The organism is Streptomyces massasporeus, from assembly GCF_014648995.1.
Taxonomy (GTDB): domain Bacteria; phylum Actinomycetota; class Actinomycetes; order Streptomycetales; family Streptomycetaceae; genus Streptomyces; species Streptomyces massasporeus.
In genome coordinates, this window is the sequence record NZ_BMSE01000022.1 from 105,945 (window position 1) to 119,061 (window position 13,117).

Below are 13,117 nucleotides of genomic sequence, written 5' to 3' on the forward strand. Positions count from 1 at the left end.
CGCGGTGAGCCGGGCGCCGTTCGGCGGACGGCGCGTGTGCGCTACATTTTGCCTCTCTTTGACCGCGATCACTCATGATCTCTACGCTTCGGAGTTGGCAACCCCATGAGCGACATCGTCAACGGACTCGGGCGGGCCACTGCATACGGCGGTCTGGGGCTGGTTCTGTTGGTCCTCGGCATCGTCCTGGTCGACGTGCTGACGCCCGGAAAGCTCGGCCGTCAGATCTGGGAACAGCGCAATCGCAACGCCGCCACGGTCCTCAGCTCCGCGCTGCTCGGTATCGGCGGCATCGTGTTCACGTCCATATGGACGACGTACGAGGACTTCGGCAAGGGACTGGTCTCGACCGCGGCGTTCGGGCTGCTGGGACTGGTGATGATGGCGGTGGCGTTCCTGGTGGTGGACCTGGTCACTCCCGGGCGTCTGGGGGCGACGCTGGTCGAGGAGGAGCCTCATCCTGCGGTCTGGGTGACGGCCTCCTGCAACCTCGCCGTGTCCGCCATCATCTCGGCGTCCATCGCCTGACCGGCCGACAGGTCCTGCGCGTCACCGGCTCGACCGCAGTGCTGTCGGCACCTTCGTAGGAAGTAACTCCCGCCGCGCAGTGAACGCACAGCCACCGTCACTCCTCTTGCAGGGCGGAGCCCCCCAACTGAGAGGAACGTGCTGTGCGTTCACGTAGACGTATGCGGTCGCGTCTGTACCCGGCCGGGTCGGTGGTCCTGGCCATGGCTGCCGCAGGATCGGTGCTGGCCGGGCCGGCCGGCTCCGCCTTCGCCGCCGACGCGGGCGGACGCGCGGATCTGCGGGCGGATGTCAACCGCGACGGGCGGATCGATGTCGCCGGTGGCAGTGACACCACCGGCGAGGACGGCTGGTCCGTCGAGCGTGGGGCCGTGTATCTGCCCAACATCGATGACGACAGCAAGCGGTGTCCGGTGACCGGGCCCGGTGGCGCACCGCTGTCCGACGCCAAGTTGGCCGCTTGCAACGACGGCACGGACACGAAGGTCAACGGCACCGAGGACGCCGCCGACCTCGCCCGAATCCGTTCCGTGCCCCTGCCGGACCTCCCCGCGAACGCCACGGGCAGCCTGAAGATCGCCACGGGTGGCGCACACGCGCACCTCTTCCTCAAGCGCGCCGGGAAGTGGATCCTCGTGACGTCCGCGACCAGGTTGACGGCCGCCGAGCTGCGTTCGGGTGTGGAGTTCGGCGTCGAAGCCACCGATGTCGTCCGGGACAGCGCGAAATGGGACGGCCGCGCCGTGGTCCGCCTGACGGTGACGTCCGGGCGGAAGTCCACCTCCGACGCGGTCACCCTGCGCGTCGCGCCGCTGCTGACTCAGCATCACCTGCAGAACACACAGCAGGTGATGGTGTCCGAGGTCCAGGGCGATGGCCCGGACAGCCGCCTTCAGCGGGAGTTCGTCACGGCGCTCGGGAACGAGGTCGAGAAGGCGGGGATCACCACGCCGCTGATCACCTTCGAGAAGTACGCCGACCGCTGGGCCCAGGACTTCGTCGAGCCGGCCTACGTCAGCATGACCGGGCCGGGCGGCCGGCGGCATGTGATGCGCGTGATGCTGCGTTCCGCGCAGCCGGACCGGGACGCGGGCCGGGAACTGTTCGAGCGGGTACGCGGCCGGGACGTCGGCGTCGTGCAGGTGAACGACCCGGCGGAGCCCGACGACTGGTCGCTCAACTCCATGGGAAACCTGGAAACCATCCCGCCCTACGCGCACGGCGGTCGCTCCTTCCCGGCGGGGCGGATCATCATGGGCGAGCGCAAGGACAGCGGGGCGCGTCCGTCGAAGGTGATGCGGACCCTCCTCACGTCCCAGGGGATGCAGGACCCGCTGCTGCTGGACACCTCGTGGCTGAGCGTGGGACATGTCGACGAGTTCGTGCAGTTCCTGCCCGCCGACACCCCGCGCGGCTGGCGCATCGGGGTCGCCGACCCGCAGGCGGGGCTGCGGCTGCTGCGCGACGCCAAGCGCGACGGACACGGCAACACGAAGATGTTCTCCGTCCCGGGCCGCAGTGACACCCCGGCGCCCAAGGAGACCATCGACCAGGCGCTCGCCTCCCGTCACCTGGTGGCCGACAACGAGATGGCGGCCCGGCGCATCGCGGCCAACCTGGACATCCTCAAGCGGGAGACCGGGGTCACCGACGAGGAGATCGTGCGGGTGCCCGCGCTGTACACCCGGGGCTCGGAGGCTCTGAGCGCCGAAGGGCAGGAGATTCCCGTGCCCCGCCTGACGCGCATGGGCGCCGGCTCCGAGCTCGTGGACGGCCTCGGGGACCATGGCCAGCAGAAGTGGCTCGCTGAGAACCCTGCCCCGCGGGCCGCGGCTCCGGCGACGGTGACGACCGGTGCGTACGTTCCCGGTGCGGTCAACGGCCTGCTCCTGGGGCGCGACCGCTACCTCGCGCCACGCCAGTGGGGGCCCGTCGTCAACGGCAAGGACATCTTCACGGAGGCCGTCACCGCCGTCTACCAGCGGGTCGGCATGAAGGTGTCGTACATCGACGACTGGTACACCTACCACCTCGGCATGGGTGAAGTGCACTGCGGCACCAACACCCTGCGCGACGCGAGTGCCGCGTGGTGGCAGAACCCGCTGGTGAACCGCAACGAGTCGTAGACAGCGCCTTCAGCCGGCGCGGCGGGCTACCTGCTGCGGGTGCGGGGGCCGTCGTACCGCTCGTCGGTGACGGGCTCGGCCCACCGGGTCTCCGGGGTGGCGTCGCCGGTGCCCTCCCAGAGGGCGATGTGTTCCATGAAACGGTCGGGGGCGGCACCGTGCCAGTGCTCCTCGTCGGGCGGGCAGCTGACGGTTTCACCGGGGTGGGCTTCGAGCGTGGTGCCGTCTCGGGTGCCGATCAGGGCGATGCCGGAGACCACGTGCAGGGTCTGGCCCACGGCGTGGGCGTGCCAGTGCGTGCGGGCGCCGGGCGAGAAGCGGACGAGGTTCGCCCGCACCCTGGAGGGTTCCTGACCGGCGACGATCCCGTCCCACCAGACGTCGCCGGTGAACCAGTCGGCCGGCGCCTTGCTGGTGGGTCGGGGCTCGATGAACTCCATGGTTCTTCCTGTCTGTCTTGTTCGTCGGTGGGCGTTGGCGTCCGGTTCGATCGCGCCGGGGATGATCAGCTGGGTGGCGTGGATGTTCCGTTGGCCGTCCTGGCTGTCACGGCGTGAGGAGGGTCTTGATCGCGCGGCGCTCGTCCATGGCCCGGTAGCCCTCGCCGACCTGCTCCAGGGGCAGGGTGAGGTCGAAGACCTTGCCGGGGTCGATGTGGCCGGTCAGGACGCGTTCGATGAGGTCGGGCAGGTAGCGGCGTACGGGGGCGGGGCCGCCGCGCAGGCCGACGTGGGAGAAGAACAGTTCCTGCCCGTCGACGGCGACGTCGTGGGGGACGCCGACGAAGCCGACGCTGCCGCCGGGCCGCGCGGAGTGCAGGGCCTGCGGCATGGCCTGGGCGGTGCCGACGCACTCCAGGACGCTGTCGGCACCGATGCCGCCGGTGAGGTCCTTGATCCGGGCGACACCTGCGTCGCCGCGCTCGGTGACGATGTCGGTGGCGCCGAATTCCAGGGCGAGCTTCTGCCGGGACTCGTGGCGGCTCATCGCGATGATCCGCTCCGCGCCCCTCTCCTTGGCCGCGATCACCGCGCACAGGCCGACCGCGCCGTCACCGACCACCACGGCGGTGGAGCCGGGCCCGACCTCGGCGGCGTCGGCGGCCCACCAGCCGGTACCCATGACATCGGAGACGGCCAGCAGACCGGGCCAGAACTCCTCCCCCGGTGTCCCGTCGGTGGCGACGAGAGTGCCCTGGGCGTTGGGGATGCGCACGTACTCGGCCTGGCAGGTGCCCATGAACTCGCGGTTCAGGCAGTTGGACTGGAATCCGTTACGGCAGTTCGCGCAGGTGTTGTCGGAGGTGGCGAACGATCCGACGACGAACTGGCCCGGCCGTACGGAGGTGACCTCGCTGCCGACCTCCTCCACGAAGCCGACGTACTCGTGGCCCATCGGGTGGGGCTCGTCGGTCGTGTCGAGGCCGCGGAAGGGCCACAGGTCGGAGCCGCACACGCAGGTGACGGCGGTACGGATGATCGCGTCGGTGGGCTTGAGGATCTTGGGGTCGTCGAGCGTCTCGAAGCGGACGTCACCGGGGGCGTGGATCACTGCTCCGCGCATGAGGTGGTTCCTTACGTGCTGAGGGGACGGGCGGTGCGAGTCGGCGTGCAGGGGGCTCGTGCGTTCCCCGGTTGCCGGGTGGCGCGCCTTCCAGGCAACCGCGCATCCACGCGCGGAGCGAGTCACTGTTGAGGGGTGTACTGGCAGTACATGGCTCCGGCGGCGCTCGGGCCGTACGGTCGAGACATGGACAACCGTGATGAGGTCCGCGAGTTCCTGACCTCCCGGCGGGCCAAGATCAGCCCGGAGCGGGCGGGGCTGCCCGCGGGGTCCCGGCGCCGCGTGCCGGGGCTGCGCCGCAGTGAGGTCGCGGCCCTGGCCGACATGAGCGTCGAGTACTACGCCAAGCTCGAACGGGGCAACCTCGCCGGCGTCTCCCCGGCCGTCCTCGAAGCGGTCGCCCGCGTGCTGCAGCTGGACGACGCCGAACGCGCCCACCTGCTGAACCTGGCGCAGGTCGCCGACGGCTCCGACGCCCTCACCCGCCCCCGGCGCCGGCGTACCAAGGAGCAGTGCAAGCCCCACCGCAGTCTGCAGTGGACCCTGGACGCCATCACCGCCGGGCCCGCCTTCGTGCGCAACGGCCGCATGGACATCGTCGCGACCAATCAGCTCGCCCGCGCGTTCTACCGTGACATCCACGCCGCCCCGGGGAATCAGGCGAATCTCGCGCGGTTCCAGTTCCTCGACCCCGCGTCGCGGCGCTTCTACCCCGACTGGGACCTGTTCGCCGACATCGCCGTCGCCATCCTGCGCACCGAGGCCGGCCGCAATCCGTACGACAAGGATCTGCACGATCTCGTCGGTGAACTGTCCACCCGCAGCGAGGAGTTCCGCACCCGCTGGGGCGCGCACAACGTCCGCCGCCACGGCAGGGGGACCAAGCGCTTCCGGCACGAGGTGGTCGGGGAGCTCACATTGGCCTTCGAGGGCCTGGAGCTGGCCGCCGACCCCGGCCTGACCCTGACCGTCTACGCCGCCGAGCCCGGCTCACCGTCCGAACACGCCTTGCAGTTGCTCGCGTCCTGGGCCGCCACCGACGCCTATGCCGCTACGAACGAACGCCAGAGCCCTTCCTCGTCCTCATCGGCCTAGCCTGGGCACCGGAGCATCCTCTCCCCTCCGTGGAAAGACGATGCTCAAGGGGAACAACCTGCTGCGTCGGTCCGTACCATCGCTACACCGAGGCAACTCGCGGCACATACGGCGTCCTGTCGGGCCGCCGAGCCTGGCTCCCAGACAGGCAACCATCCGCAGTACGCCTCCAACGCCGAGGAAAGGCAAGCAGCATGTCCGAGACGACAACTCCCGCCACCGAACTGGCATCCCAGTACATCGCCCAGGTGACCGGCGACCTCGACGCGAACGTCAAGGAGCAGGAACGTGTCAGTGCGGAGATCGCGTCGCTGCAGGAGCAGCTTGCCGCTCTGCAGCGCGACCACGGCGTGCTGGTGAGCATGCACCAGGCACTCGGCATCACCGCGCCGCCGACCGAGTCCGCCTCCGACTCCGCGAGTGCCGTGGTGCCCTCTCCGCGGCGGAAGAAGGACGGCGCCGCGACCGGCGGGCGGCAGAAGGCACGCAAGTCCACCGCCGCGCCGGCCAAGCGGGCAGCCAGGAAGTCCGCGGCCAAGACGACGGGCAGCGCCAAGTCAGCGGGTACCACGACGGCGGCAGCCGCCGCCAAGTCAGCGGGTACCACCAAGGCGGCAGCTTCCACGAAGGCGGCAGCGGGCGCCACCAAGTCCGGCGAGCCCACTCTCGTCGAGCTGATTCGCCGCCACCTCGCGGAGCAGAAGGAACCGCGCTCCGCTGCGGAGATCTCCACGGCGCTCGGGCAGGCCCACCCTCACCGTGACATCGCGGCCAAGGTCGTACGCGTGACGCTCGAGGGACTCGTGGCCAAGAGTCAGGCCGAGCGTTCGAAGCAGGGCAGGTCGGTCTTCTACACCGCGCCCGCCGCACAGGCGGCGGCCGCGCCGGAGGCCGGGGCACAAGCCGAGGACTCCGACAGCTGACGACGCGGGGGCATGCCCGAACCCCGCCGGCTACGACGTGCCGGGAAACCGGACCGTGGCGGCGAGACCGCCGGCGGGGCGGGCGAGGAGGTCGAGGGTCCCGTCATGGGCACGGACGATGCTGTGCACGATGGCCAGGCCGAGCCCCGCGCCGGCGTGCTCGTCGGTCCGTACGCGTTCCGTGCCGCGCTGAAAGGGTTCGGTGAGGGTCGGCACCAGTTCCGGTGACACCGCCGGACCGGTGTTCTCCACGCGCAACACGCTCTCGCCGTTCCGCGCCTCTGTGTGGACGGTCACGGTGCCGCCGACCGGGACGTTGTGGACGACGGCGTTCTGGACGAGGTTCGTCACCATCCGCAGCAGGAGCTCCCCGGAGCCACTGGTCGGGGCCGCCCCGCCGGTGACGTCGAGCGTGATCCGGCGCTGTTCGGCGAGGGGAAGCAGCGTTTCGGCGGCCTCTTCGGCGACGAGGGAGAGGTCGACGCTCCCGCGGACGAAGGTCCCGCCGTCGCTGCGGCTGAGCAGCAGGAGGGCCTCGGTGAGGTCGATCGCGCGCGCGTTGACGGCCTGCAGGCGTTCGAGGAGTTCGTCGCGGTCGCGTGTGGGGTCCTTGCGCGCGACATCGAGCAGCGTCTGCGAGATGGCCAGCGGAGTGCGCAGTTCGTGGGAGGCGTTGGCGGCGAACCGCCGCTGCTCGGCGACATGCGACTCGAGTTGTTCGAGCATGGTGTCGAAGGTGTCGGCGAGTTCACGGAACTCGTCCTGGCGGCCCTCCATATGGATCCGGTGGGACAGCGACCCGCTGCCGGCCGTCCGTGCCGCCTCGCTGATCCGGGAGAGCGGTGCGAGCATCCGGCCGGCGAGGACCCATCCGCCGACCAGGCCGAACACCAGCAGGAGGCCCATCGCCACGGCCGCGGCGCGACCGAAGATGCGCGAGAGGAGGAACCGATTGGGGGAGACGCCGAGCAGGCCCTGGGAGTTGTCGGGTACGTAGCGCAGCAGGAACAGCCACACCACGGCCAGCAGGACGGCGCCGGTGACGAGGACGAGTCCGGCATAGCTGAGGGTGAGTCTCAGGCGGGCGCTGAGTCCCGGGCGTCTATTCATGTTCATGGGCACTGCCGGTGTCGATGCGGTAGCCGACGCCCGGCGCCGTGGCGATGATCCACGGTTCGCCGAGTCGTTTGCGCAACGCGGAGACGGTGATGCGGACGGCGTTGGTGAAGGGGTCGGCGTTCTCGTCCCAGGCCCGCTCCAGCAGCTCTTCGGAGCTGACGACACCGCCTTCGGCGGCGACGAGGACTTCGAGCACGGCGAACTGCTTGCGGGTGAGCGCGACGTAGCGTCCGTCTCGGAAGACCTCCCGGCGGAAGGGATCGAGGCGCAGGCCGGCGATCTCGCGGACCGGGGGTCGGACGTACGCGCGCCTGCGGTCCAGCGCGCGCAGCCGCAGGACGAGCTCGCGCAGCTCGAACGGCTTGGTGAGGTAGTCGTCGGCGCCGAGCTCGAAGCCGGACGCCTTGTCGTCGATCCGGTCGGCGGCGGTGAGCATGAGGATCGGGAGGCCGCTGCCGGAGGCGACGATGCGCCGGGCGACCTCATCACCGGAGGGGCCGGGAATGTCGCGGTCGAGGACCGCGAGGTCGTAGGAGTTGACGCTGAGCATCTCCAGGGCGGCGTCGCCGTCGCCAGCGATGTCGGCGGCGATCGCCTCCAGCCGCAGCCCGTCCCGGACGGCTTCGGCCAGGTAGGGCTCGTCCTCCACGATCAGTACACGCATGTCCGAAGCCTAAGCAGCGCCGCATACCGCCGACGTATGCAAAGACGAGTCACGGCGGACACACGACTCAGCGTGCCGGTACCGGCGCGGGGTGAGGCCGGCCCCCCGGTGCCTCCGTGGTGGTACGCCACCAGCGGCGCGACGCCAGCGCGGCCAGCACGGCGCCCGTGGCGTTCACCAGGACGTCGTCCACGGAGGACACCCGGTCCAGTCGCAGGACGTACTGCGCGGTTTCGACCAGGACCGAGCAGCCCGCCCCGAGGGCCAGGACCCGCGGCACGGACGCCGACGCCGCGAATCGCATCGGGGCGAAGAAGCCGAGCGCAGCAAAGATCAGCAGGTTGCCGCCGATACCGATCGGGCCCATCGTGGCCAGGTCCCGCAGCGGTACCAGGCTCACCCGGGCGGGCACGGTGCCCGCCCCGCCGCCCGGTATCAGGGTCATCCACAGGAACGGCACCGTCCCGTAGACCAGGCCCACCTCGGCCAGCGAGATCCGCCATGCCGGCATGACACCGGCGGCACGTCGGCCGCGCGCCAGTGCCCAGGCCACGAGCGCGGCCAACGGCAGCGCGGCCAGGGTGAGGAGCACGACACCGTTGAACGTGTCGAAGCAGCCGTGCCACCGGCCCGCCATGCACGCCGGAGCGGACATCATGAGCGGCCGCCGCACGACGAACACGGCGCCCGCCAGGCCGAGGATCGCCAGGACGAGAAGCATGATGCCGCGCGTCCGGCGGGTCGGTGACGGCGGGGATGCGTTGTGGGTCATGCCTCCATGGCATGCGGAGGGCCGTTGCGGTGGCGTATGCGGCTTTCGATACGCCGGCGATACCCCACGACGAGGCAGAAGATGACCAACACGCTTCGATCGCGGCCGCACGGCGCTAGCGTGGGGTCCTGTGATCGTATGGCTCAACGGCACACATGGTGCAGGCAAGACGACGACCAGTGCACTCGTGCAGCAACTCCTTCCGGATTCGCGGGTGTTCGACGCCGAGAAGGTCGGCGAGACACTCATGGACATCAAGCCGGGGCTGCCTTCGACGAACAACTTCCAGCACTGGCCGCCCTGGCGGCCACTCGGGGTCGAGACGGCCCGTCGCGTGCTCGACTACACCGGCGGCACTCTGGTGATGCCCATGACCGTCCTGGTCGAGCAGTACTGGCGCGAGATCAGCGCGGGCCTCGCCGAGCATGCCATCGAGGTACGGCACTTCGTCCTCCATGCCGACCAGGCCACGCTCCGCCGGCGCATCGAGGGGGACACCGTTCTGGGCCCCTCCTCGTTCCGGCTCGAATACCTCGAGCCCTACGCCGAGGCTGCCCGCACATGGCTGCACGGCGAGGCCGAGGTCATCGACACCACACACCTCACGCCCGCGCAGGCCGCCCTGCAGATCGCAGAGTCCGTCAAGAACGGCTGAGCACCGGGGACCCCGGCTCGGCGCGGGTGGCCGTGGACTCCAGGCGCAGCATGGCCGTCTCGTCCGGCGTGCCGGGTGCTGCCTGGTAGACCACCATGCGCTGGCCGCCCGTCCGGGCCAGCCGCATGACCTCGTAGGTCAGGGTCATCGGGCCGACCTTGGGATGCCGGAAGGACTTCTGCCCGCCACCGCGTTCGCAGACGTCGTACCGCTCCCAGAGGCGTGCGAACTGCGTCGACTTCAGCATCAGTTCGCCGACCAGTGCCGTCAGTTCGGGGCTGTCCGGGTCGGCCCCGCCGACCGCCCGCAGATGCGCGACCGACAGGGCGACGGTTTCCTCCCACGGCTCGTAGAGCGTCCGGCCGACCGGGTGGAGGAAGACGTAGCGAGTGAGGTTGCGCTGGTCCTCCGGCCAGTCCCAGAGCCCGGGCATGAGCCGTCGCCCGGGCGGGTTCGCGGCCAGCACGCGGTTGTACCGGCTCACCACGTAGGCGGGCAGGGGGCGCACCGACTCCAGCATCCGCAGCACCGAGTCGCGCACGGTGTGGTCCGAGCAGGCCGGTAGCTCGGTGGGGCGGCCGGAGGCCAGTTCGGCGAGTTCGTGCAGGCGCTCGTATCCGTCGCCGCGCAGTCTGAGGGTGCGGCCGAGGGCGTCCACGACGGCGGGTGAAGGGTTGGTCTCCCGGCCGCGCTCCAGACGGATGTAGTAGTCGACGCTCACTCCGGCCAGTGCGGCCAGTTCCTCGCGGCGCAGTCCGGGAGTGCGGCGCAGGCCCGCTCCGGCCGGGAGACCGACATCCTCCGGGCGTACCTGCGCTCTGCGGGCCTTCAGGTATCGCCCGAGCTCCGTGCCCCTCGCATCCGCTGCTGCTGTCATCCGGTCATTGTCTCAGGCGGTCAAGCGGTGTGGGGGGCCGTGTCAGGGCCTGGAACGCCGCACCCGGGGCAGAGCGCGGTCTGCCGTACGACGGCGCGCGAGCGCAGAGTTGATGCCGGAGCGGGCGGCCCGGCCGCCGGGGCCCAGGGGGTGCACGACACCGGACCGCGGCCCGGTGGTGCGCGGCCGCCCGCCCGATCGCCTCTTCCACGACCGTTCTTGCCGTTCCCGGGAGTTCACCATGTCGGCCACGCCCGCCTCGCCTCCGTCCACCGCCTCCACCCCCGGTCACGAACCGAAGCCGTCGACGCCTGGTCCGGGACGAAGGACGCCTGATCGGGAGCGACGAACGCCGGCCGGGGCCCGACCAAGCGTGCCGCCCGCCGAGACCGTCAGCACGCCGCGGCGAAGCGGCGTCGCGCTGGTGGCAGCGCTCCTCGGCTTCACGGTGATCACCGTCGACGTCTCGGCCGTGAACATCGCGCTGCCCGCGATCCGAGACTCCCTCAGCAGCGGAATGTCCGGTCTACAGTGGGTGGTTGACGCATACACCCTGATGTTCGCGGCCTTGATGCTCTCGGCGGGCGCCCTCTCCGACCGCACGGGCGCCCGCCGCGCCTACGCCTGGGGCATCGCCCTGTTCACCGTCGCTTCCCTCGCCTGTGCGCTCGCGCCCGACATCGGCGTACTGGTCGCCGCGCGGGTGGCACAGGGCGCTGCCGCGGCGGTCGTGATGCCGGCCTCGCTGGCACTGATCCGGCAGGCCTACGGGGACGCCCGGGCGCGTGCCCGGGCCATCGCACTGTGGACGGTCGGCGGCTCGGTGGCGATGGCCGCGGGGCCGGTGCTCGGTGGGCTGCTCACCGACTCGGCCGGCTGGCGGGCGGTCTTCCTGCTCAACCTCCCCGTGGGGGCGGTGATCCTGGCCCTGTTGATCCGGGTACCGCGCTCCCCGCGCCGGCCTGCCGCTTTGGACGTCGGAGGTCAGCTGACCGCCGTACTGGCCCTGGCCGGTCTGGCGTTCGCCGTGATCGAGGGCGGCCATATGGGCTGGACCAGCGGGCCCGTCCTGGGCGCCGCCGCGCTCGCCCTCGTCTCCGGGTGCGCCTTCCGCGTGGTGGAGGCCCGGCACCGTGAGCCGATGGTCCCGCCGGCTCTGCTGAGGGACCGCCGGGTGGCCGCCTCACTCGCGGTCGGTTTCGCCGTCAACGCCGCCTTCTACGGCGGGATCTTCCTGCTCGGGCTGTACTACCAGCAGTTGCGCGGCATGTCGGCGATCGAGGCGGGGTTGATGTTCGTTCCCCTGTCTGCGGTGGTGACGGCGACCAATCTGGTGTCGCCGCGACTTGCCGAGCGGGTCGGGCGGCGCCCGGTGATCGTCGCCGGGCAGCTGATCTTCACCGGAGCGATGCTCGCCATGCTGCCACTGGCCGCGCACACCCCGGTGTGGCTCGTGCTCGTCCTGCTGCTCCCGCTGAGTGTCGGCGGGGCACTCGCGGTACCGGCGCTGACCGCGCTGCTGATGGACAGCGTTCCGCACGAGCGTGCGGGAACCGCCTCCGGCCTCCTCAACTCCCTTCGTCAGACCGGTGGTGCGCTCGCCGTCGCGGTCTTCGGCAGCCTGCTCGCCGGCCCCGCCGGGGTCTTCTCCCTCCCGGGCATGCGCCTCGGCCTCGTCATGGTGGCGGCCCTCCTCCTCGCCACCGCCGTCCTGGCCCGTCTCCTCCTGCCCCGCGGCTGACATGTGTGCGACAGGATGAGGTCTTCGACCAGGAGGCTGTGAGGATGAGTTACAACCTGCAGGCAGTGATCGCCGACGAGGAGATGCTGCGTGTCGCCACACGGGATGTGTCCGCCGCCCGGCTCGCGTCGATCGGACAGGGCCTGTCGTTGATGCCGATGACAGACGCGCTCCTCGAGGCCGTCGCGGAGGGCAGCGGTGACGGTGCGTGGGGATTCCAGCGGTTCCCCGAAGGCTTCGAGAAGGTGCTCGCCGGCTGGTCGGCCGGGGGGCCGGTGGCGTACGTGGAGGCCGAGTACTTCGGTGGCATCGGCGAGCAGCGGGCTGCCGTATGGGACGCGGGCACCCTCGCGCTCGCGCCGCTCCACGTGGACGAGGGTGAGCCCTTTCCGCCCGCGGGCAGTCCTGTCTCGCAAGCGCTACGGCGATTGGGGGTGGTGACAGGCGCAGCCGAGGACGAGTTCTCTGCCGTGGGGTTGGACCGGCATCGGCACAGCGAAGCGTGGGTCTCCTGACGCGCCCTGATCTCGGCCGTCAGACATCGCAGCCGTCAGAGATCGCAGGCGTCAGAAATCGCGGCCGGGGCCGTCGGCCAAGGGGATGCGGGCGGTGATGCGCTTACCCACCGCCTCCCGCTGCACCGCGAAGTCCTCGGCCACGGCCTTCACGATCTCCAAGCCGTGCTGCCCGATCCTGTTGGGGTCGGCGGCCCGGGCCGCGGGCATGGTGGGGTCGCTGTCCCAGACGGTGACTTCCACGACGCGGGCGGTGATGCGCAGTTCCAGCAGGACGGGACCCGGAGCGTATTTGCGGGTGTTGGTGACGAGCTCGCTGACCACCAGCGCGGTGAGGTCCCTCGCTCGGGCGGAGACGGGCAGGTGCTGCTCGGCGCTCGCCCGGTCGAGGAAAGCGGCGGCGTGACGGCGGGCGTCCGCGATACAGCTGTCGTCTCCGTCCAAGGCATACCCGACGCGCATGAGATGCTCGTCAGGCGTAGTACAGCCGTCACCGTCGGCATCAGGTTTCACTGGCCTCGCCCTCACTCCCCGTTCAT

The 13,117-nt window shown here is 70.7% G+C and carries 14 protein-coding genes; 7 read left to right on the forward strand and 7 right to left on the reverse strand.

The window, feature by feature from the left end:
* Positions 1–105: 105 nt before the first annotated feature.
* Both IE153_RS34660 and IE153_RS34665 read left to right on the forward strand, forming a co-directional pair.
* Positions 106–528: a DUF350 domain-containing protein gene (locus IE153_RS34660; protein ID WP_030850679.1), complete on the forward strand. Its 423-nt coding sequence runs from the start codon at positions 106–108 to the stop codon at positions 526–528.
* A 161-nt stretch (positions 529–689) separates the two neighbouring features.
* Positions 690–2,654 carry a protein-arginine deiminase domain-containing protein gene (locus IE153_RS34665; RefSeq protein ID WP_189593676.1) on the forward strand — a complete coding sequence of 655 codons (1,965 nt, stop codon included), beginning with the start codon at positions 690–692 and terminating at the stop codon, positions 2,652–2,654.
* A 26-nt stretch (positions 2,655–2,680) separates the two neighbouring features.
* Here IE153_RS34665 and IE153_RS34670 read toward each other — a convergent pair whose 3' ends face one another.
* Both IE153_RS34670 and IE153_RS34675 read right to left on the reverse strand, forming a co-directional pair.
* Positions 2,681–3,094, reverse strand: a complete 414-nt coding sequence (locus IE153_RS34670; protein ID WP_189593677.1) for a (R)-mandelonitrile lyase — start codon at positions 3,092–3,094, stop codon at positions 2,681–2,683.
* A 106-nt stretch (positions 3,095–3,200) separates the two neighbouring features.
* Positions 3,201–4,217: a zinc-dependent alcohol dehydrogenase family protein gene (locus IE153_RS34675; RefSeq protein ID WP_189593678.1), complete on the reverse strand. Its 1,017-nt coding sequence runs from the start codon at positions 4,215–4,217 to the stop codon at positions 3,201–3,203.
* Positions 4,218–4,403: 186 nt separating this feature from the next.
* On the opposite strand from IE153_RS34675, the gene IE153_RS34680 reads away from it, so the two are divergent.
* Both IE153_RS34680 and IE153_RS34685 read left to right on the forward strand, forming a co-directional pair.
* The gene (locus tag IE153_RS34680) at positions 4,404–5,312 is read left to right on the forward strand and encodes a helix-turn-helix transcriptional regulator (RefSeq protein WP_189593679.1); all 909 of its coding nucleotides are present in this window, start codon (positions 4,404–4,406) and stop codon (positions 5,310–5,312) included.
* 194 nt (positions 5,313–5,506) lie between these two features.
* Positions 5,507–6,235, forward strand: a complete 729-nt coding sequence (locus tag IE153_RS34685; protein WP_189593680.1) for a hypothetical protein — start codon at positions 5,507–5,509, stop codon at positions 6,233–6,235.
* Between the two features lie 30 nt (positions 6,236–6,265).
* Here IE153_RS34685 and IE153_RS34690 read toward each other — a convergent pair whose 3' ends face one another.
* The 3 genes from IE153_RS34690 to IE153_RS34700 all read right to left on the reverse strand — a co-directional run bounded on the left by IE153_RS34690 (position 6,266) and on the right by IE153_RS34700 (position 8,790).
* Positions 6,266–7,345: a sensor histidine kinase gene (locus tag IE153_RS34690; protein ID WP_189593711.1), complete on the reverse strand. Its 1,080-nt coding sequence runs from the start codon at positions 7,343–7,345 to the stop codon at positions 6,266–6,268.
* Positions 7,338–8,018, reverse strand: coding sequence for a response regulator transcription factor (locus IE153_RS34695; protein WP_189593681.1), 681 nt, complete (start codon positions 8,016–8,018; stop codon positions 7,338–7,340). The genes IE153_RS34690 and IE153_RS34695 overlap by 8 nt, the downstream gene beginning before the upstream one ends.
* A gap of 67 nt (positions 8,019–8,085) precedes the next feature.
* Entirely contained in the window at positions 8,086–8,790 is a 705-nt protein-coding gene (locus IE153_RS34700; RefSeq protein WP_189593682.1) for a VanZ family protein, read from the reverse strand.
* 130 nt (positions 8,791–8,920) lie between these two features.
* On the opposite strand from IE153_RS34700, the gene IE153_RS34705 reads away from it, so the two are divergent.
* Entirely contained in the window at positions 8,921–9,445 is a 525-nt protein-coding gene (locus IE153_RS34705) for a P-loop nucleotide/nucleoside kinase family protein (protein ID WP_189593683.1), read from the forward strand.
* Here IE153_RS34705 and IE153_RS34710 read toward each other — a convergent pair.
* On the reverse strand, positions 9,432–10,322 hold the full coding sequence (locus IE153_RS34710) for a helix-turn-helix domain-containing protein (RefSeq protein WP_097214580.1): 891 nt from the start codon (positions 10,320–10,322) through the stop codon (positions 9,432–9,434). The two genes, IE153_RS34705 and IE153_RS34710, sit on opposite strands and share 14 nt — an antisense overlap.
* Positions 10,323–10,563: 241 nt before the next feature.
* Here IE153_RS34710 and IE153_RS34715 point away from each other — a divergent pair, with 241 nt between their 5' ends.
* Together IE153_RS34715 and IE153_RS34720 are read left to right on the forward strand one after the other, a co-directional pair.
* On the forward strand, positions 10,564–12,063 hold the full coding sequence (locus IE153_RS34715) for an MFS transporter (RefSeq protein WP_189593684.1): 1,500 nt from the start codon (positions 10,564–10,566) through the stop codon (positions 12,061–12,063).
* Between the two features lie 44 nt (positions 12,064–12,107).
* Positions 12,108–12,578, forward strand: coding sequence for a hypothetical protein (locus tag IE153_RS34720; protein WP_189593685.1), 471 nt, complete (start codon positions 12,108–12,110; stop codon positions 12,576–12,578).
* Between the two features lie 51 nt (positions 12,579–12,629).
* On the opposite strand, the gene IE153_RS34725 is transcribed toward IE153_RS34720, so the two are convergent.
* The gene (locus tag IE153_RS34725) at positions 12,630–13,040 is read right to left on the reverse strand and encodes an ATP-binding protein (RefSeq protein ID WP_189593686.1); all 411 of its coding nucleotides are present in this window, start codon (positions 13,038–13,040) and stop codon (positions 12,630–12,632) included.
* Between the last annotated feature and the right edge of the window lie 77 nt (positions 13,041–13,117).

What these genes read in the sequence shown, in the direction of transcription:
- IE153_RS34660 (WP_030850679.1), top strand. Translation starts at nt 106, where the DNA reads ATGAGCGACATCGTCAACGGACTCGGGCGGGCCACTGCATACGGCGGT.
- IE153_RS34665 (WP_189593676.1), top strand. Translation starts at nt 690, where the DNA reads ATGCGGTCGCGTCTGTACCCGGCCGGGTCGGTGGTCCTGGCCATGGCT.
- IE153_RS34670 (WP_189593677.1), bottom strand. Translation starts at nt 3,094, where the DNA reads ATGGAGTTCATCGAGCCCCGACCCACCAGCAAGGCGCCGGCCGACTGG.
- IE153_RS34675 (WP_189593678.1), bottom strand. Translation starts at nt 4,217, where the DNA reads ATGCGCGGAGCAGTGATCCACGCCCCCGGTGACGTCCGCTTCGAGACG.
- IE153_RS34680 (WP_189593679.1), top strand. Translation starts at nt 4,404, where the DNA reads ATGGACAACCGTGATGAGGTCCGCGAGTTCCTGACCTCCCGGCGGGCC.
- IE153_RS34685 (WP_189593680.1), top strand. Translation starts at nt 5,507, where the DNA reads ATGTCCGAGACGACAACTCCCGCCACCGAACTGGCATCCCAGTACATC.
- IE153_RS34690 (WP_189593711.1), bottom strand. Translation starts at nt 7,345, where the DNA reads ATGAATAGACGCCCGGGACTCAGCGCCCGCCTGAGACTCACCCTCAGC.
- IE153_RS34695 (WP_189593681.1), bottom strand. Translation starts at nt 8,018, where the DNA reads ATGCGTGTACTGATCGTGGAGGACGAGCCCTACCTGGCCGAAGCCGTC.
- IE153_RS34700 (WP_189593682.1), bottom strand. Translation starts at nt 8,790, where the DNA reads ATGACCCACAACGCATCCCCGCCGTCACCGACCCGCCGGACGCGCGGC.
- IE153_RS34710 (WP_097214580.1), bottom strand. Translation starts at nt 10,322, where the DNA reads ATGACAGCAGCAGCGGATGCGAGGGGCACGGAGCTCGGGCGATACCTG.
- IE153_RS34715 (WP_189593684.1), top strand. Translation starts at nt 10,564, where the DNA reads ATGTCGGCCACGCCCGCCTCGCCTCCGTCCACCGCCTCCACCCCCGGT.
- IE153_RS34720 (WP_189593685.1), top strand. Translation starts at nt 12,108, where the DNA reads ATGAGTTACAACCTGCAGGCAGTGATCGCCGACGAGGAGATGCTGCGT.
- IE153_RS34725 (WP_189593686.1), bottom strand. Translation starts at nt 13,040, where the DNA reads ATGCGCGTCGGGTATGCCTTGGACGGAGACGACAGCTGTATCGCGGAC.